This window comes from Photobacterium marinum (genome assembly GCF_000331515.1).
In the GTDB taxonomy this organism is placed as follows: domain Bacteria; phylum Pseudomonadota; class Gammaproteobacteria; order Enterobacterales; family Vibrionaceae; genus Photobacterium; species Photobacterium marinum.
Genome location: NZ_AMZO01000026.1, coordinates 99991 through 120332, shown reverse-complemented (window position 1 = coordinate 120332; position 20342 = coordinate 99991). Strand labels below are relative to the sequence as shown.

The 20342-nt window shown below is 40.7% G+C and carries 16 protein-coding genes and 1 pseudogene; 7 read left to right on the top strand and 10 right to left on the bottom strand.

All coding sequences use genetic code 11. The features are described from left to right. Positions 1–264 (top strand): annotated as a pseudogene (locus tag C942_RS17545) (calcium-binding protein); the annotation flags it as partial. Between the two features lie 751 nt (positions 265–1015). Continuing rightward, positions 1016–1396, top strand: coding sequence for a helix-turn-helix transcriptional regulator (locus tag C942_RS17540; RefSeq protein WP_157372652.1), 381 nt, complete (start codon positions 1016–1018; stop codon positions 1394–1396). A gap of 71 nt (positions 1397–1467) precedes the next feature. On the opposite strand, the gene C942_RS17535 is transcribed toward C942_RS17540, so the two are convergent. Further along, positions 1468–1989, bottom strand: a complete 522-nt coding sequence (locus tag C942_RS17535; RefSeq protein WP_036800865.1) for a hypothetical protein — start codon at positions 1987–1989, stop codon at positions 1468–1470. Positions 1990–2437: 448 nt separating this feature from the next. On the opposite strand from C942_RS17535, the gene C942_RS17530 reads away from it, so the two are divergent. From C942_RS17530 to C942_RS17515, 4 genes are all read left to right on the top strand, one after another. After that, positions 2438–3265 carry a hypothetical protein gene (locus C942_RS17530; protein ID WP_007468191.1) on the top strand — a complete coding sequence of 276 codons (828 nt, stop codon included), beginning with the start codon at positions 2438–2440 and terminating at the stop codon, positions 3263–3265. Positions 3266–3670: 405 nt separating this feature from the next. Continuing rightward, complete coding sequence (locus tag C942_RS17525) at positions 3671–4033, top strand: hypothetical protein (RefSeq protein WP_036800862.1); 363 nt, start codon at positions 3671–3673, stop codon at positions 4031–4033. Between the two features lie 46 nt (positions 4034–4079). Next, entirely contained in the window at positions 4080–4202 is a 123-nt protein-coding gene (locus C942_RS25655) for a hypothetical protein (protein WP_269744768.1), read from the top strand. A gap of 449 nt (positions 4203–4651) precedes the next feature. Next, positions 4652–5047 carry a DUF2391 family protein gene (locus C942_RS17515; RefSeq protein WP_007468186.1) on the top strand — a complete coding sequence of 132 codons (396 nt, stop codon included), beginning with the start codon at positions 4652–4654 and terminating at the stop codon, positions 5045–5047. A gap of 627 nt (positions 5048–5674) precedes the next feature. Here C942_RS17515 and C942_RS17510 read toward each other — a convergent pair. The 9 genes from C942_RS17510 to C942_RS17470 all read right to left on the bottom strand — a co-directional run bounded on the left by C942_RS17510 (position 5675) and on the right by C942_RS17470 (position 19273). Continuing rightward, positions 5675–7933, bottom strand: a complete 2259-nt coding sequence (locus tag C942_RS17510) for a PAS domain S-box protein (protein WP_007468182.1) — start codon at positions 7931–7933, stop codon at positions 5675–5677. A 738-nt stretch (positions 7934–8671) separates the two neighbouring features. Beyond that, positions 8672–10969, bottom strand: coding sequence for a carbamoyltransferase HypF (hypF, locus tag C942_RS17505; RefSeq protein WP_007468180.1), 2298 nt, complete (start codon positions 10967–10969; stop codon positions 8672–8674). A gap of 113 nt (positions 10970–11082) precedes the next feature. After that, positions 11083–11754, bottom strand: coding sequence for a Crp/Fnr family transcriptional regulator (locus C942_RS17500; protein ID WP_007468178.1), 672 nt, complete (start codon positions 11752–11754; stop codon positions 11083–11085). 183 nt (positions 11755–11937) lie between these two features. Beyond that, entirely contained in the window at positions 11938–13020 is a 1083-nt protein-coding gene (locus C942_RS17495; RefSeq protein WP_007468176.1) for a hydrogenase large subunit, read from the bottom strand. Continuing rightward, positions 13020–13547, bottom strand: coding sequence for an NADH-quinone oxidoreductase subunit C (locus tag C942_RS17490; RefSeq protein ID WP_036800856.1), 528 nt, complete (start codon positions 13545–13547; stop codon positions 13020–13022). Before C942_RS17490 ends, C942_RS17495 begins: the two co-directional genes overlap by 1 nt. Then, positions 13544–14056, bottom strand: a complete 513-nt coding sequence (locus C942_RS17485) for a 4Fe-4S dicluster domain-containing protein (protein WP_007468172.1) — start codon at positions 14054–14056, stop codon at positions 13544–13546. The genes C942_RS17490 and C942_RS17485 overlap by 4 nt, the downstream gene beginning before the upstream one ends. Positions 14057–14065: 9 nt before the next feature. After that, entirely contained in the window at positions 14066–14494 is a 429-nt protein-coding gene (locus tag C942_RS17480; RefSeq protein ID WP_007468170.1) for an NADH-quinone oxidoreductase subunit B family protein, read from the bottom strand. A gap of 12 nt (positions 14495–14506) precedes the next feature. Continuing rightward, complete coding sequence (locus C942_RS17475) at positions 14507–15484, bottom strand: respiratory chain complex I subunit 1 family protein (RefSeq protein WP_007468168.1); 978 nt, start codon at positions 15482–15484, stop codon at positions 14507–14509. Between the two features lie 15 nt (positions 15485–15499). Beyond that, positions 15500–19273: a proton-conducting transporter transmembrane domain-containing protein gene (locus tag C942_RS17470; RefSeq protein ID WP_007468166.1), complete on the bottom strand. Its 3774-nt coding sequence runs from the start codon at positions 19271–19273 to the stop codon at positions 15500–15502. 238 nt (positions 19274–19511) lie between these two features. Between C942_RS17470 and C942_RS17465 the strand changes: the two genes are divergently transcribed. After that, positions 19512–20090 carry a HupE/UreJ family protein gene (locus tag C942_RS17465; protein WP_007468164.1) on the top strand — a complete coding sequence of 193 codons (579 nt, stop codon included), beginning with the start codon at positions 19512–19514 and terminating at the stop codon, positions 20088–20090. Positions 20091–20342 lie beyond the last annotated feature (252 nt).

Below are 20342 nucleotides of genomic sequence, written 5' to 3'. Positions count from 1 at the left end.
AGCGTCGGCTCAGTGACCTTTGACGATTACTTTAACGGTAATCGCGCTGAGCTGGTTATCGGCATGGGTGAGAAAGATACTGCCGGAGAACGTGAATATACGGCACTGTCTGATAACGCTGTCGATGCATTGGTACAGGCGATGAGCAGCTTTGCACCTCAGGCGGGTGACAATGGCTTCATCGACAACCTGGACAGCAAGGCGCGTGTTGCCGTGACAACGGCATGGTCAGATGTGACTAGCGGCAAGGGCGCGATAGCTTAAGACGTAACTAACATCAGGTTTAAAGACGAAATAAAATCAAAGCCGCTTCCCTTAAAGGAAGCGGCTTTTTATTAATAATAACTGGCTATCAGATGATCATGTTCAACAACAAAAGTATTCAGTGTGTTTTTGTGCGCTTGGTGTTCTGCTCGTCTGTTGAGGCACGTAAGTAAACCTGGATGAATATTGGCAGGTTACTTTTTCTTTTTGTCGTATTTGAAGTGTTCTTGGTTGGGTTTGAATCGACATCTCTAAATTATTTGATTTTAACTGTCTGAAATGAAATATATTTTTCAATCTAATCCTAGATTTACCTTTTCATTAATGGTGTTAAAAAAGCAATTTTATAAGTAAATCTTTTCCTCTGCAGAAAAATCATTTTCAACCGCTTTATCTCCTCAACTATATAAGTCAGCTCACTTCTTTCAAAGTTTGTTAAATCAATACTATCTTCTTCAAGGTTGGCTGTTTTTTTAGTGAGGAATAAAATCTTCTAGCTTTTTGAATCTTTAATCTTGTTTATACCCGAAGTATAAATTTGAAAGACCGCTAGCTATATAAGGTAATGCGTTATGTCTGCCGGCAATATTATATATCCAGTTGCCTTATAATCGTCGTTCATGAAATGTTCTTATTGCTTTGCGCTCAGCATTTTAAGTTAAGCAAAACAAAGCGTGATCATGATCACAAACAGCCCTGCTGGCAAATAACATAACTTACTAGCACTATGTGAAAAAACCAGATAACATCTGTGAGTATTTTATTATCAAGGTCAAAAGTGTATTATCGTACGCTGTTCCATTGCTTTAATTATGTGGTGAATGTTGTGTCTTTTTCCAAATACATCAGGCTTGCTCGTCTTGACTCTGGGTTTTCTCAGCAGAAGATGGCAAAAGCTCTGAATCTGGCCCGTCAGACATACCTTGATATGGAAAATGGTAAGGTTTGTCCTAGAGCCGATCGTCTGATGCGAATTGCTGAAGTTACCCAAAAACCGATTACTTATTTTTATGGTCTTGGTGATGGCGAGCTTGTGTCGGATTGGAAAAGGCTTATTAGCTCTGTTCCTGATGGGAAAAAGGCAGCTTTTTTTCGGATCATGGAATCAGTATCAAAAGAGCTGTCTAGTTAGTGGCAATAAGTTCCGTTTTTATTATGAAACTTATATCCCAATTTACTTATCATTTTTCAATCTCTTTTATCCTATAATTTCCAAACCATGACCTGACAAGATATTGGTTTTTGATAATAACTCGTCTTTGTTGGGAAAGAACTGCAAAAGATCTTTTTGAGGGGTGTTGGTGAATGCGTATTAAGGTAAACTAGCCTGCCATCTTGTGGTTGTTCCTGAAAGACATCAATAAGGGCGCAAAATAGTCGTGTATGTGAAACTGGTGAGAGCTTGCTTAATTTTTCTATATCACGCAGGTAAGATGTGGATGTGTTGCGAAGTTTAAACTCCAATACTATCTTGTGTGAGTCATTGATGATAAATGCAAGATCGCATGGTCCTCCGTTCCCAAGATTTATCTCTCTAAGCCATTCAACTTTGCTGTTGCCAAATATACTGTTGCGTTTTCGCATGATTTCAAGTCCGCATTGGAACACGAACGCAAGTTCTGGCATGAAGAAGATCCCTTCATCGGCTTCTTGTGATAGGTCTCTATCATATTTTATTGCTGTTTGATAAATTGCCTCTGCAATTTTCATTTCATATTCATGCATGAATTATCCAATCATTAAATCATTAAATCATTAAATCATTTCATTTTCTTACTTACCAAATGGTTTATACATGGGCATTTATGGCAACTTAGTTTTACTTTTCCAAACCTACTGTCAAGTACTTCGCTATTTCAGGCCTTACGTTAAACGTTATCTTTAGCTGCATTGGTTTTCTTTCTTTTTAGTCATGATAAATTCCTACTTATGTAAGTCATTATTGCCATTAGTATCAAGAGTTTATGTATTGCTATTTCACTCAAGGACGACCATTTTATTATCAGCTCACATCGAGAATTATTATGTAACTAATCACACATATAACAATTATTGATTTGTCATACAAATGTTATGCAACTAGTATTCTATTGTCGCATCTTAGGTTTCATAAGATGTTTGGAATGTTAGTAAATCCCCGTTGTTAAACGGGCTAATTGAGGAAGGATAAATTATGGAATTGCAGAGTGATGCAACTGCTCCTGTATCTGGTGCAACGAACTTAATACCGTTAACCCTGGCTGAAATTAAGAAGAAATTATCTCACTTGGGGGTCATGGATGATGATATTGAATATTTATTAAGTCATTCTCAAGCCGATGCTAGAGCGGTTGCAGAACAAAAAGATAACTTGTTGGTTGATATGCAATGGAACTTTCGCTCAGCAACACCACCCCCTAGCACCGGGATGGAGTCGCCTATCAACTGGGGGCAACAGTCGCTCTTAAGAACAAAAAAGATATTGGGCCGAGTTGCTTTCGTTATTAACTCCCCTAAATTCAAGCATCGTTTTAATAGCCAGTTATCCTGCCTGAAAGCTTCCACCTTTGTCGGGGGGCTTAATGGGGCCGATGTGATACCTAATAATTACCAAGGATTTAAACAGGTTGTTTTTAATGCGCTGGCAAAGTCGGATGGGCATTATAATTTGTATGCATATAATAAAATCTCCGGGGGTAATGCTTATGGAGGCGTAGGTGCTCCTAATATGTATTTTGCTCCCAATCAGTTAGATAATTCACCGATGAATCAATCCGCACCTTTGCTTTTACATGAGTTAACTCATACGTTCGGTTATCAGCATGCAGGTATTGAGGCAGGGAACTTCACACCGAGTAATCTGCCTTATTATGTCCAAATGATTACTGATAACGGCGGTATGAATGAACGTGATTTCCCAAACTTAATAGACCTGTATCATCACTCCTATGAAAAGGGGTATCTCCTACCAGACTCTGACTTAAATATTGACGTGTTTTCTCAATATTTCGGTAACTCTTAACGGTGGTACTTAATTTGAGGTTTAAATCACGCGAGAATGTTTAGTCTGGGGCTTTGTAAAAGTATCCCTAACAACGTATGCCAACAACCGAAGTCGAAAGGTCGCTACCATGCGGCCTTCCTTTGTATGAGGCGAGTGGTATCTGGAATGGTTAGCTGGTGGGTTACCTGTTTTTATCACCCTTGTTGTTATTCCGCTCTATCTGCTGAGGTCTCGGCACATATAGTTTGATTTCCCGGGCATATTAGAGTTCTTGATTGGTATTTTCCGTTATAGCTTTCACGTTTGTTAATAAACAATAAATATTCAAATCTGCGGGTTAGATTTTTTTGTGACTTCAAGCTGTAAGTATCTGGTTATATTTGGAATGTAGTAACAAGAAGAGTGCATTTTATAAGGTATGCTATGAAAAGATTGATGGTTTTGAGTATGGCCTTGGTTATTGCTTCGTGCGCGGCCACCCCTCAAAAGTTACGCTCATCAAAACCTGTTTTAGAGCAGGGTAGTATTCAAGATCCGGACTATATTGCAACCTGTATTGCTGATGGTTGGGAGAACATGGATTATATTATTTATAGCCCGGTAGTAAGTTACAGGCCAACCTCATCTGGGTATGAGGTGACTCAATATATTGATGGTACTTTGACACATTTGGCTGATATAGAAAACACACAGCCAGGAAGCGAGGTCAAGGTATACACCCCGTCATTAAATGTAGGGGAAGACTCGGCGGTGAGTATTGTTGAGCGTTGTATGCTGGAAAATTAAAGGATTACGATCTTCTAAGGTTTTGCATAGTGTTCTGAGGCTATCCATGTCGATGATGCTGGTGATCATCGACATGCTGGAAAATATGCCGTTCAATGATGAATTCCGCAGAATGAAGCAGGAAGCTATCGGTTGGTGTTATGTGATGCGAGTAATTAAAGTAAGGTAAGAAGTGAACGGTATCGGGATCTTGTTCACTTCTCTGGCGCGATCCCATCGCATTGATTAGGGCTAATTAAAGGCTAGCTACCATCATTCAGTGTAGCAATTGGTCGAAGTTTGATTATAGGGGGATGGTTCTAACTTTATGCTCTACGGTTTTATGTGCTTGTTCGATTATTTTTTCGGTTTAAGCCAGACCGTTTTTTGTTTAGCCGTGTTATCACGGCCTTTTTATTCATTTCATGCGGCGGAAGTTATGTGGAATGGTCAGGTGGTGAGGTACCTGCAGTTGTCAGCCCTGATCGTCATTTGCTCTATCTGTTTTGGCGTGGCCATCGGTAACGTTTTCTTGTTGGCCTGACTCATTTGTCGGTTTTAGTATTTTTAGTGGGCAGGGGGAGTTGACTGCAGCAAATTATGCCAGTGAAATCGGTTGTGTCTGCAAAAGGAGGGTGAATGGAGCTCAGCTTCAATATGGAAGATGCAAGCCAGGTGTTTGTTGGGGCTTTTGCTCTGGCTGTTCCTATTTCTTTTTCCGAAGAGGCCTGGCGTTTAGGTGAAACGTTGCCGTCTACCAACCTCGTGGCGTTATTTACTTTGTCGATATTGTTCTTGGATATTTTTACCTATCAGAGCGTGTTCCAAAAACAGATCAAGAAGCGTTTGTTTGTTTTCATTTTCCGTATCGGCATCGCGTATTTTATGACTGCATTGGTCGTTTGCCTGGTGCTTTTTTGTTTAGACAAACTTCCATTGTTGTCAGATCCAGTAACCGCTTTAAGGCGGATGATTGTCATCGCCATGCCTGCCTCAATGGGAGCTATAGTAGTGGACAGCTTCGACAAAGAGTAGAGTTAGAATTGAACATTCCTTTGTTAATTACCCTGACTGAAATTACTCATGGATACAAGCTGCCAGCAAAACATGACATCGCAGGATGTCTTCCTCTAATTCATTGCACGCAACCACTGGGCAGTTCTTCTTCCGGTTAAACAGAACTGGACAAATAAAGGATCGTCTTGCATAAGTTATGTCCCTTTGATTCGTATCTTGGGATAATTTAATGGCTAATGTGATATAACAGCTTCAAGTGATGAGCATCGAGTGCTGTATAGACTGTCCTTCCATCGTTATAGTCATAATAGATTTGACAGGCTCTAGGAGGAGTCCTGCTTCATGGTATGTTATTGATTCTGAAGAGGACAGAAATTTTGCTCCAAACTCCACTTAATTCAAAATACTAACGGCCGGCTATTAACTCGGAAAGAAACAGCAGCCAAAGAGGGCAATGGATACCCTAGATATACGTGTTTTCTCGTTTAGCTTATTTGGGAACTCTGGCGTTTTAATATGTATATAAGAGCCTGGTTGTTTCGTTTTCGTTCTTTGTAGACATAGACATAGACATAGACATATGAGGTGGATATATCCAAGGTGGAGCAGACTATCACATTAAGCCACAACCTATGTTAGCAACTTTTAGACGATATCTTCATGGTAACAAATACAGTTTCGGCCATTGGATTTAGCAACATACATAGCCTTGTCTGCCTTTTTTATTAATGTGTCAATTTCTTCATCATCGTTTTTATAGACTGCAATACCAATGCTTGGTGAGGTATAAACCTCCTCGTTACTGAGGCTAAATGGTTGAGAAAAACTTGAGATTATAGTTGTTGAAATTTCGTCAATAATACTCAAGTCATCTAACTGGGGAAGAATGATTGTAAATTCATCTCCACCTAAACGAGAGACTATGTCTATATTATTTCGAACGGAATCACTTATGCGTTGGGCCGCTTCTTCTAGTAACCGATCTCCCATGTCATGCCCTAAGGTATCATTGATTCGTTTGAAATTATCAAGATCGATGAAAAGAACGGCAAAAGGTAGATCTATCTTATCAGCCCTTTGTTTTTCATCTTTTATTTTTTTGAAAAACAACCTTCGGTTGGGCAGATTCGTTAAAGTATCATAATTGGCTTGCTTCCAGATGATTTCTTCTGATTTCTTTTTCTCTGTGATATCTGAAAGCTGTATTACAACAAGTTGAATAGTAAGACTCGTGTCATATATAGCATTAATGTTTAATAGTGCGATGTACAGTTCACCGGTTTTTCTGCGGCACTGAATCTCTCCTTGCCAATGGCCGCTTGAATGAATTGCACGTAATATTGTGTGATAGGAAGTATGGTCTTGATGTGTTGAAATAAGATATTGAGGCGTTCTTCCTTGTGATTCATTGCTTGAGTAACCTGTGAGGACAGTAAATGCAGGGTTCGACTTGAGGATGTTTCCATGTCCATCTGTAACTATCATGGCTTCACTACTATTTTGGAAGACCATAGATGATAACTGTAATGACTCCTCCGCTAATTTTCTATCTGTAATATCTTTATAGGTGCCGCACATTCGTAATGGCTGATTACTTGGACCGAACTTTACAATTTTAGCAGCATCCAAAATCCACTTGTAATTTCCATCCTTAGTTAGCACTCTGTATTCTAATTTATGTTGTGAGCTCTCGTTGTTTAAATGTTTTGAAATGGATCGTTTGACTGAATTTTTGTCATCAGGGTGAATAATGTCATCAGGAATCAAGCTATGAACATTAGTGACTTCTTTGGAATCATAACCAAGAATCTCATACCAACGTGAACTTCGCTCTACGGTATTTTTTTGTAGATCCCAATCCCAAAACCCCAGCTCACTTCCGGCCAAAACTGAAATCAATTGTTCTTTTTGATTCAGTAACTTATCTTCAATGTTCTTGCTCTCTGAGGTATCCAGTATGCCCGCAATTACTAGCTTTATTTTATTATTAATACGGTAACAGGAGACTGTCATGTGAATATAAACAATGTGGCCTTTTTTATGAATAAATCGAGTATCAAGAGAGTAACCATCCGTATTGCCTGAAACCATACGGTTAAATTGTTCAGAATCAGTTTCCACATCATCTCTATGGATTAAGTCATGCCATGATAGACTTAGTAGTTCTTTGTGACTATAGCCAAGGTTTTTACACAAATGAGAATTAACTCTTAGCCAATGACGATTGGAATCTGTTATAGCGATACCAATGCTACCTAAATCAAATTGTGATCGAAATAGAAATTCATTTTCTTTCAATTTTTTGGATGTTATTTTATTTTGAATCTGCTGAACAAATAACTTCCCTAGAGCAACAGTTATAAGAGGGAAAATGATTAATACTGGAATTGTTATATTTAAGAACACCTTAATAGCAATATTCCATGGCATAATAAAAAGGAGTCCTAGCGAAATGATATGGACAACGAAGCCAAATAGATATAACTCTTTGAATGTCAGTCGCGATAGAGATTGCTTTCGATAGTAGCGCCAAAAAATGCCTAAGGATCCAGAGGAAGCAATTACGGCGACGCCAGTAAATACACCTTCTCCATCTTGAAGAATCCTCAATAGAGCTGTTATTGCTATCGCTATTAAGGTTGGGACGGTACCGAAGAATAAGCCTGAAATACATAGTAATACAGTACGAGTATCAACTATGACACCAGGTGTATATTCCCAGGGGGTCAACATAATGATGATACCGATAAAACCGATAGCAATACCTGTAACCATTGAGCTAAAGCTACTGATATTAGTTCTATAGCCGTCTGTAGCCATATTATAGATAAAAAACATGGCTAATAGTAATGCGGCATTATGTGCTAGTGTAAGAGTACCACTATAATCCATGCTTAAAACCATATTAAACTTCTTTTATATGTTAAGATTTTTATGACTTCGGCAATATTGTACATGATGATAGTTAGGTCATTCGATTTTATCTTGTGTATATATTGACCAAGATCATCTATTTTTTTCAGCATAAAGTGTGTATGTTCTCAAATAATGAATTAAGTAAAATTAGTTGTTTGTCGTATTCGGCAATATGTTATTAATGTACGAATAATTTATTGTTTTCAGTCCAGTATCAATTAATTGGGTAACTGTCTCTATACTTAGACTTAGTGGTGGTGATTTCTATATATTGAATTAAATATCTGATGCACTATAACTTTTTTTGTCGCCAAAAGAATAATTGTTAGTAACTACGTATGAAAACTACATTGTTAACAGTATTAAATTAGGTTGTAATTGGCAATGAATCAGTGGCTTGTGGCATTATATCGGTAAGAGTGACTAGTATTTAATAATGCTATATATCTGCGATGTCTATGCCTTCTTCTGGAAATAGTGATAAGTTGCCTGTGAATCTCTTTGCTCTTCAAATTAGCACAAATGTCTGCGTTGGCACGGGTTTGTTACCTATCTATGATATTCTAGTTGACACAAAATTTAGAGTTTAAATAGTATATATATCGTACTTATAAGGCACTAAGTGCTTAGCTTAATAGAACGTAACTTGTTAAAGTTTAAACTATTTAATTCAAGTTAGTATCCGTGAGCTTAATACCTCGCCATTCAATACTGATGTTATTTTAATTATTGATTGATGGCATACCAAAGTTGCCCTAAAGAGATACCCTCATCATTGATCGGTACTAGGCCAGGCACTAGTATTTTGTGCCCAGATGCGGTCAGTTTTGATCGACAAAGTTCATGAAGGTATCGATTTTGGAAAACACCACCACACAGGGCAATGGGAAGTGATTTATGTTCACTGGCAATCTGGCACAGACTAATTGCTATCGCCTCCATAAACCCTGCAGATATCTGACCGATACGTTTATCAGTTAATTGTTGTTCGGATATGGCAGATATAATATCACACAGAAAGTGAACCGTTTGCCATTGGTTATTTTGTTTTTTTAGTGTAAATTTTATGGGTTTTTCTTTGTTATTATTTGCTGCTGATTCAAGCAACATTCCAGCCTGTCCATCGAACTCCACTTGTTCTACTAACCCTAAAGCATATGCAACTGCGTCAAATATGCGCCCAGCGGAACTGGTATTAATGCAGTGACTGTTATTTTTCCAGATTTTATGTAGGTTACTAATCAGCTGTGGGCTACAACTGTTGAGTACTGGAAGTTTTAAATCGTATATTTCATTAATAGAATAACGTTGAAACAAAATTGCTAATAGTACGCGCCGTGGGTCTTTAATTGCTTCTTCAGCTCCGATAAGTTGAAATGGGCTAAATTGGCATATTGTGGAAAATCCCTTCGTATCTGCAATCATGGCCTCGCTTCCCCAAAGATTACCGTCATCCCCAAGCCCTGTGCCATCGAAACTAAAACCCATCACTGAATTGGTGTATTGATTGGCGGCCATAACACTTAGCACATGGGCATAGTGGTGTTGTACAGGGATAAGTTGATCTGCATTCTTTGACCGATCTTTAGCCCATCGAGTTGGCGAGTAATCTGGGTGCTTGTCATGAATTAATATACTAGGTTTTAGTTTGTATAGACGTTTAAAGGTCTCAAGTGTGGTCTCGAAATAATCCTCGGTTTCGATGCTATTAAGATCACCAATATGCGGGCTAATAAATATATTATGGTCGAACCCAAATGCGATGGTGTTTTTCTGTTGTGCTCCAACAGCGATGGAGGTGCTAACTTGTTTATCCTTTATCGGTAGGCTGAGTGGCGCGTAGCCCCTTGCTAGGCGCATGACCTGGATTTGATTATCGATGACCTGTACAACGCTGTCATCACAAGCATTTAAGATTTCCCGGTCATGATCTAAAATAGCGTCGACAACATTACCTAGTTTTTCTTGGATCTTGCGGCTGTTAGTTATAATTGGTTCACCGCTAAGGTTTGCACTGGTAGCGACAATGGGTCTATTTAATTCTTTTAATAGAAGATGATGTAACGGTGTGTAGGGAAGGAAAAGTCCAAGTTTATCGATGTTTGGTGCAACGTTTTCACTAATCCGTAAAGGGGATGTGGGATGTTTTTTCATCAAAGTGATGGGGCGTGCTTGTGAGCTAAGTAGTTCCCATTCTTTATCGTTTCCTAATACTAGCTGTTTTGCCGTATCGAGATTAGCAACCATGATAGCGAATGGTTTAGTAGGCCTATGTTTGCGCAATCTTAAGGCGGCGACAGCACTACTGTTGGTGGCGTCACAGACAAGATGAAAGCCGCCTAATCCCTTTATAGCAAGCACTTGCCCGAGTTTCAATCGATGTATACATTCATCCAAAGCATTTTGTTTTTCAGCGATAAAACGCCCTTGGTTGGTGGTTAGAGTCAGGCTTGGTCCGCAATTGGGGCAGCTTACTGGTTGAGCGTGATATCGTCGATTTAATGGGTTTTGGTACGACTCCGCACACTGTTCACACATGGGGAACTTAGCCATGGATGTGTTTTCCCTGTCGTAGGGCAGAGCTTGGATCAAGGTATATCTCGGACCGCAATTGGTGCAATTAGTAAAAGGGTATTGGTAGTGACGATTGGCGGGATCCATGATTTCCTGGTTGCATGCTTCGCAGCTACTTTTATCTGCTGAAACAGCTACCACTGCCTGACTTTGTTGTTGACTCTGTATGATTTCAAATATTGAGTTCTCAGAAATTATTGGAATTATAACTACTTCAAATTTGTCAATTCTCGCCAGAGGTGGGGGCATTTCTTTTAAGCAATTTATAAACAATTGGATTTGACGCTTATCACCTTGCAACTCAATTGTTACTCCCTGACTATCATTTAACACTGTACCTGTAAGTTGATATTCAAGTGCGTAACGATAAACGTGAGGTCTAAATCCTACACCTTGAACGATACCGTTGATTAAAATTCTAACTCGTTGTTGTTCAATCGGATTAATCATACTTATCACTATACTTTACGGGTCAGATAGGCTCTCAGTGTTGGATGTTCAATGAGTAGGAGCCAGCTGAAGGTGATCAGTTGCTGGAATGAAATAAGGTTTACAACAAGCAGTTAGTTGTCTTTGATTTCCAATAAGGATTTCAAATCGGCTAACCGGCTTATAACGAAGGTATTCCTTCCTTCCCTTATTAAATATCCGTTGCGAATCAGGTTGTTAAATAATGAAGAAGCTGTTTGACGGGTGGTTCCAATCATTAAAGCAATGTCTTCCATGCTTAAATCACAGTCAAACTTTAATCCTTCTGGGCACATTTTTCCTGTTTCCTGCCCCCAGGAAAGAATGAATCCAATTAATCGGTGTTTTGCATCATGGAATATCAAGCCATCGATGATATCAAAGGTACTGCCTAGTACATCGCCTAGAATTCTTGTCATGATCATACTAAATTCAGGGTATTCGTTGATCTTAGTACGAAACTCTTTAGCGCTAACTAACATTAGAGCTGATTCTTTTGATGCTTCTACAAATGCCCTTGTATGCGTGCTAAAGATGTCACCTGGTTCAAGGTAACATAAGGTGAATTCACGTCCTTCATAAGATAGATAGACTCGGGTACGTCCAGATACCACGATGAATACATCATTGTTGTCAGAGCCTGGTATGCTGATTAGTTGTCCTTTTGCAAATTGTTTACACCGAAACTCATCTAGAAAACCCTCGTATTTAGGATCTTTTAGCAGTTCCATCATGTTTAGCTGAGATATTCTCATTTTTGACTGCATAATAACGCCTTCTCACAAAGTGTAATCGGTTGTGTAGTTGTGAGATGTGGACCACCTTGAACACTTACCTCTTACTAAAAACTATCTTCAGGGCAGCAGAGCGATTTGCACGGGTGTTGCTCTGCTGTGTGTGAACTATTTAATTATTTTTATATTGATTCAAGTGGCTTGGTATGCTCCTGGTTAGCGTTCAGTACAAGATATACAAGGATCGATACTATTTACGATCAACGGAACATCTGAAATCTTACCACCTTGCATCATGATATGAAGCGCATCCCAGTTAGGGTAGCTCGGAACTCTCCATTTCAAACGTTCAGGTTTATCACTTCCATCTGTTTTTAGGTAGTATAATAGTTCCCCTCTTGGGGCTTCTGTTTTTGCAATAGCTTGACCTGCAGGGATGATGGGTAAATTGGTCACACAAACTTGCCCTTCCGGTAATGCGCGAAGACACTGTTCTATCAAAGATAAGGCAACCAGCACTTCGTCTAGCCTTACCATAGCACGTGACCACACATCACCATCTGGTCGGCTTTGGATTTCGAAATTCAGTTTGTCATATACGGCATAAGGCGCATCTTTTCTGACATCGTTTACAATACCGGAGGCCCTTGCTACCGGTCCAACCAGACCGAAATCTAAGGCTGAAGCTTTGGAAATAACCCCAACCCCTTTGGTTCTCATACCAATGAATTTATCCGTGTTGTAGATGGACTTAATTTCTTCAACCGGTGTCTTTATTCGCGCAATTTGTGTCAGAAGGTACTCAACCTTGGCCGTATCTAGGTTATATTTTACACCACCAATACAATTCGCTCCCAAATCCATTCTGTTGCCGTAAACGGTTTCTTTCACATCTTGTATAATCTCTCGTGTTTCAAGCACATGCATAAAAAGAGAATCGAAACCTATGATATGAGCCATTATCCCTACGTTAAACAGGTTTGATGCAACCCGTTTTACCTCATCAGCTATGACTCTGAGGTATTGCCCGCGCTCTGGCACTTTAATGCCTGCAATCTCCTCCAGTGCCATACAATATGTGGTTGGATGGCTGTTAGAGCAAAGCGAGCATAACCTTTCTGTTAATGTAATATTTTGGAAAAAATTGCGTTTCATCGCTAAATATTCCAAGCCACGATGAACATGTCCTGCTGTAATTTCTAGACCTGTGATGGTTTCTCCTTCAACTTCAACCTTGAAATACATGGGCTCTTCTAATGCAACATGAAGCGGTCCTACTGGTACTTTAAAACTGGACATTAGTCTTCTCCTCTATCACGCATAATGTTTTCCCATAGTGTTTTGGTACTGGCGGCATTAACCATCGCGGAATATGGGATATAACGTTGCAACACGGCTGAATCAATAGACTCATCGATAAATAGCCGTCGAGGATTAGGATGCCCAATGACTGTGATGTCGTACAGCTCCATGAATTCCCTTTCATTCCAATCGGCATTACGAAATATAGGTGTCAATGACATGATTTTATTATTACTTCCGATTAACTGTACCGTTGCAGTAAGGGTCGCACCATTAATGTCAAAGTGGTATGCAATTTCATGGTCCACTGAGGGTAGTTGGCTTTTTAACTGATAGGCCGTGATTGTACTCAGTCGACCCCCAAGTTTTTTTACCGTACTAGCTGTCGCCTGGATATCACATGCATCATCTAATTTGCACCACATACTATGAACGCCTTGAGCGTTGACGTGGATATCCAACGAATATAAGCCCTGCAAGCTATAAGCGAGCATTTCTTTTAATTGATTAACTTTGTCGATCATAGATATGTTCCTTTTGATAGTAATTTTGCAGAGTGTTTTCGACGGCAATCTGGACATATCTTTCCGAGCTTTTCGATCATTTTATTTGTACCTTTATATGCAACTGCTGTAATTTTGGGGCCGCTCGGGATCATTTTTTTGCTACAGTACTCACAAGAAACTAATGCGACAGTTCCCTGTTCTATCATCTTATATTTGTCTTCTTGCTTGTGTGCCAGGTGCCAATCTTCGGTAAGGGTAATGGCTTTGGGCATGCAGTAATGCTCACAGAGTCCGCAAAAAGTGCAGCTGTTATGCCACACTGTAAATTTCATTCCTTTTTCGCTGTCTTCACATCGAATTGCTCCGCCGGCACAAACGTGTTCACACATGCGGCAGCCTGTACAAGCCGTTTCATCGAAATGGATTCTTGCCCTCAGGCCTTCAGGGGTGAAGGTTTCACCGAAGGGAAAGGGGTCTGTCGATGGTCCCTGAATCAAATTATTCAGTAATACTTTTATCATCTTCATCTCACTCTCCTACAGGCGTTCTTTCCAAATCTCGATTGCCATTGCAATGCCTTCAATAATGGCTTGAGGGCGTGGGGGACAACCTGGAATATTGACATCAACATTGATGTATTTATCGATTGGACCTTCGATGGCATAGCTGTCCCTGAACACTCCGCCAGAGATCGGGCAAATTCCCACGGCAACAGTTACTTTTGGATCCGGGATCTCTTTGTAGACCTGCAATACTTTTTCTTTTACTCGTGCGGTCAATGGCCCCGTGATCAAGACGATATCGGCATGTTTAGGCGTACCACAATATTGGCATCCAAGACGTTCAACGTCATAGCGTGGGATGAGCGCAGTTGTGGCCAGTTCTACATCACAGCCGTTGCAAGAACCGGCATTGATTCGATACAGCCATGGAGACTGCTTGGATATATTTGTTATAAAACTCATTAGCAATCCCTCTTAGCCTTGTAAAACAATGAGAAATAGTCCAACTACGCCAAGTATTTCGGGCCATTTGAAGTAAAATAGAAATGCTTGGTCTATACGCATTCGCCCAACGGATGCGCGTAACAAGGATTTGGTCAGTAAGAAACAAAGTGAACATTTGAGTACAAAAAATACGGTCGCCCACATTCCTGTATTTGTTCCTGGACAAAAGAGTGCGATGCCCAGAGCCAGTACAACGATTGTTTTCATGGTTGACATGATTTTAAATAATGCCAGTGCTGGCCCTGAGTATTCGCACAAGGGCCCTTCCAGCACTTCTGATTCGGCTTCCGGTATATCAAAAGGAGGGATCCCCAAGTTCGCTGGAATGAAGCTTAGATATGCCAGTACTGCTGGCCACATCCAAGGGTCGAAGAGGAATGAACCATTAAGTTGTTGGTACCGCACGATATCCATCAAAGAAAAGGTGATGAATTCCCCCTGGGATAAGCCGGTTTTGATTGCCACACTCACTAAGACCAACAACAAGGGACCTTCGTAAGCCAGCATAATAGACATCTCGCGAGAGAAACCTATCGCACCAAATGTTGAGCCCGAAGTTGAGCCTGCCAGCATCAGTACAATTGCAGGTATAGCTAATAAATAGAGTAACACCAGCAAATCACCAAATTGTGTACTGGGTTCGTACACTCCGGGTATGGGCACTAGCCCCATGGCAAGGAACATACTGCAGGAACCTAGTAATGGCAGGGCTAGGAATAGTTTTCGTGGTGCACCAATAGGCACCATCGACTGTTTCTGCATTAATTTAATAATATCGAAGAAAGGCTGTAGAAGTGGAGGACCAATCCTGCGCTGTAATCTAGCAACCAAGAGTCTGTCAATCCCCTTAAGCAGTAAGCCAAAGATCAAGGCACCAAAGGTCACAGGAAGTAATATAAGCGGTGTTAATATTGTCTTCATTTCTAGCGTATTCATCATTTCAAACATTGTTGTTTCCTATGACTATTTCTTATGACGCAGTATGGTGCGTATTAGTTTTTCAGGTGCTTCGTATAAACTCGAAGCATTTACATGGCTCTCTTTTGGGGTCAGATCCGTAACTCCACAACCGTGAATGTGGATATCGACACATTGTTGATTACTTTGGCGGTAAAAAAGCCAGCCCAATGCACTGAAAAAGAGCAGCATTAAAGTCAAGGTTAGAGGATGCCATGCGCCCGTACCTGGTAAGGCACCAAGCCAGGTAACAGATAGGTCTCCTAATCCCATAGCCGACATAATTTCGCTAATTGGTACAAGAAACAGTCCTGGGAAGAGCCCGACAGCAAGGCTAAAACCCGTCAAAACAAACATAGGTACTAACATACTCAGTGGAGCTTCTTTTATCGTTTTACATGTATCCGAGGGTTGCCCCATAAAGGCGACATGGGCAAATTTCAACACAGCAGCCAGAGTAAACAGACTAGACATGAGAGCACTCAAGCCCAGCAGGTAGTGACCAGATTCAAAAGCTGCTTGATAGATAAGCCATTTAGATGCAAAACCGTTAAGTGGAGGAAGGCCAGATAGCGACAATCCGGCGAACAGGAATAGCCCAAATGTGTATGGCATCTTACGTCCTAGACCACCGAGCTTATCTAAGCTCTCAACATGAACTTGGGACAAAATACATCCTGCTGCAAGAAATAGAATGTTCTTCAGCATCATGTGGTTAACAAAATGCATCAGCCCACCTGCAACACCAAGGGGTGAAGTCAGCGCAATGCCAAGTAAGACATATCCCAATTGACTCACTGTGCTATAAATCAGCAGGCGTTTAATACCAGTTTGGATCATGGCCATGGCACCGGCATATAAGATGGTGACAGCGGCAATGATGGCAACGGCATACATTAAATTTGAGAGTTCACTGCTGGTTCCCAATTTGCCAAAAATAGTCATTCCACCAAGGACGGCAAACATCTTAAGTACACCGTAGGGACCACTTTTAAGCAGTACAGCAGAAATATAGCCACTCACTGGGGTAGGAGCCGTAGGCGGGTGCATTTGAAAATCTATTCGCAATGGAAGCTGCGCAGCCTTCATGATCAAGCCAGCAATAATTAAGGTGAGTGCTGTGGCTAGCCATGGCAGAGGCATAGTGAGTGCGGCTTGGCTGATTTGGTCAAAATCGAATGAGCCCGTTTGCGCGGTCAACATTACGATTCCGAGAAACATACAACTAGCCCCGATGAAATTAAAGATGAAGTACTTAAACCCTTCAGCCAGTGAGTCTTGGGTTTCTTCATGAATAATGACAAAGTACAGTGTCCAACTACTCATGATTTCCCAGAAAGCAAAGAAATTGAACATATCTTTGCTTGCCGTAACCCCTAGCAAACCACCAATCATGAAGATAAAGAAAAAAAAGAATCGGTTTTGTGCATGGCCATGCTTCATATAGCCGATAGAGTACAGTAGATTTAGTATGCCAACTGCTGAAACAAGAATGGCAAACCAGAGTGACAGCAGATCATAGCGATTTGTTTCAAGCAAAACGGCCGATAAAGCTATTGCCATCACTATGACTGAAGTAATACCGGCTCGAGTAGGGCATTGCTTACCCACAAAGTAGACCAATACGGCACCACTACAAGCGACAAGTGCGCTGATTGACCAGTCCAGAGTTAAGTTGGGAATAGCGATAATTTCTAATCCGCCTCGACTCGCGATAAGGTCAGCAACTGGACGCGAAAGTGACAGGCTGAGCTCAGGTACTAATCCACCCAGCAACACGAGAAATGCTAACACGGCCAAAGGCAGGCGCATTGACCAAGGAGCTTCTGATATTTCAGCTCCTTGGTATTGCTCAAAAAATAGAACGCGAATGATTCGAATGTAATATATAGCGCCAATGATACTTCCTAGTAATATCAAGATAGGTAGCAGCATTTGGCCCGCTTCTACAGCGGCGTATACCATCAGGAATTTACTAAAAAAGCCACTGAAAGGTGGCAAGCCCATGATTGCCAGAATACCGATAGCAAAACAGACACAAGTAAATGGCATTTTGCGGCCGACACCTTTAATGTCTTCTAACCGCTTACTTCTCATGCGGAAAATAACGGCACCTGCGGCGAGAAATAGCAAGCTTTTGAAAACAGCATGGTTCATGACATGCATCATGGCACCCGCGGTACTGAGGTAACTGCCAATACCTAATACAGCAACGATTTCACCAACCTGAGCTAAGGTGGAAAATGCGAGTAAGCGTTTTAGGTTGGACTCTCTTAGTGCTTTGACTTCGCCATATATGAAGGTTAATCCACCGAGAACGCTCAAAGTAAAACCAGCTAATGAGAAGTCTCCAACCTTGCCATAGCTCATTAGTGTGCCCGTACCGAAAATGACGAACAGCACCTTGGTCACACCATAGATCCCTGCTTTAGTCAAAATCGCCGACATAGGTGCCGAAATTGACGATGGCGCCACGGGGTGGGCGTCAGGTAGCCAACTGTGAAGTGGAAATAAACCAGCTTTTACCCCTAGGCCGATAATAAATGCAGCCAACGCAGTTAACGCAACGGGTTCCGAAAGCTGGTTAACTCCAGCCGCAATCACTGCCATATCGAAGCTGCCGAGATTCTCATGCAATAGCAAAATACCAAAATGCATGATGTAGGCGCCTGATACACACATTAAGAAATACTTCTTACCAGCTTTTAATGCGTCAGTTGTTTGTTCATGTATAACGAGGAAGTACGAACTCCAGGTCATCAACTCCCAAAATAGATAAAAATTACCAAAATCGGATGCTGTGCTAACGCCAAGCAGAGAGCCCGTCATTAGGAAAAGAAAAAAGTAATAACGGTTTGTATGTGTGTTACCTTTCATATAACACACGGAATAGATAATAACCAATAAGGATATGAGTGCAAAAATTAGGGTAAATAAATATGAAAGGCTGTCTAGGTCATTTATATTCCACGCAAGGCCAAAGGTAATGGTTGCTACAACCAGTGCCAACAAATCTCGTGATTTAGGAGAAAAGTAGCCGATCAGACATAAAACAAAAGCACTTAGGTAAGGGACAAGAACTATCGGTGCCCAAGGTGTTTCAAATTCTGGTAACGTTACTATGGAAGATTGTGTTGCAAAAGACTGGGCAATATGAACGAACGGCTCTGGCTCTATACTAAGAAGTATGGTTAGCAATGTGAGACAAAGTATGAGAAAAACGGTTGGTGACCAGTTAAATGAATCAATAGAAGTATTTAAGTTGTCATTGCAATTTGTTGACTTTTCGAGACAAACTCGCTGAATTACATGTAAGTAATAAACAGCGGCAATGATGCTGGCCAGCGTACAAATTAGTGCCAGTAACCATTGCTCTTGTTCAACCGCACCATAAATAATAAGAAACTTACTGAATGACCCTTTAAAAGGGGATAGTCCCATTACAGAGAACAACCCAAAACCAAATATCGTAGCGATAAATGGCATTCTTTGGCCACTTCCCGACAGCTTATCCAGGCTTGATGAACCTGCATCCTTAATCAGAACACAAGCGGAAATAAATACCAGCAGCCGCATTACTGATTGAAGACCAATATGTAAAAAGGCTCCAGTTTCAGCGGCAAAGCTTCCAAGCCCGATACCAAGACCTATATAGCCTATTTCAGCTATTGTTGAGAATAAGAGTACTCTTTTGAGATTATTGACATTACGCAATGCCAATATTTCACCTATGAGTAGAAGTCCTGCCCCTCCCCAAGCCAGAATAGAATTTTCAAGCATATTATTCCTCTTTCATATGTTTTTGAGAGTGAATATAACAATGTGGTTTTAATCTAATTTAAATTGGAGGTGGGGACTGTCGGCTTGCTGACATTAAGTTGTAATTAAATTGGGTAGAGTCCGACTGATGAGTTAATCCTTGCTTAAGTCTATTTGTTAGTTGCTGGAGAATTTAATATATGGCATTGGTTTAGTATTGCTGTTTCTATTTACCCGTATTTATGAGTGAGTATTTAAGATGAAAAAAACACATTTAGGCTGTATTTCAGCAGCGTTATTGATCGCGTCGCCATTGGCATCGGCACACGTTGGTATTCATGGTTTGCATAATTCATTTATGGAAGGTTTTGTTCACCCTTTCTTTGGCCTTGATCATTTAGTGATGTTACTGGCTATGGGGTTTGTTGCTCGCCAAGCAAACAGTGTGAAAAAAGGATTTGTATTGTTGGCGTCCGTACTTAGTTTTATGTTCGCGGGCGTGTTGTTAGGTGAGTTAAGTGGTGCTATCACTGGGATGGAAACCTTGATTCTAGGCTCGGTGTTTGTGGTTGCAGCCACCATGTGGAAAATGCGTAATAAAGAAACTAACGTCGTAAACACAGTTCTAATTAGCCTCTCTGTAATCTTGGTATTATTCCATGGTTGGGCGCACGGTGCCGAACTTGGCGGTGCGGTATTAATGGAGTTTGCGCCAGGTATGCTATTAGCATCGACCATCATTGTTTCTTTGGGTTACCAACTTGCGCGCTTTATTCCGACTCGCTTTATGGCGCCTGTGGTTGCTGCAAGCGGCGCGTGTATTGCTTTGCTTAGTTAAAGTCAGTTCAAGCAAAATATACACCAAGATATAAACATAAGCCCTCGATATTTGAGGGCTTTTATACAGTTATGTGCATGCCAATCACAAGCGGAATTATGCTGGGTTTTGAGTTACTTTTTTGTGCGTCAGTTACTATCACTTTCATCTGGCGTGGCATGATCCTGAATTTATGGAAAATCAAGCATCTGCAATGATTACGGGTATCGTGTAGTTAAAGGTATTATTAAAGAATAAAGTGCATATTCATTT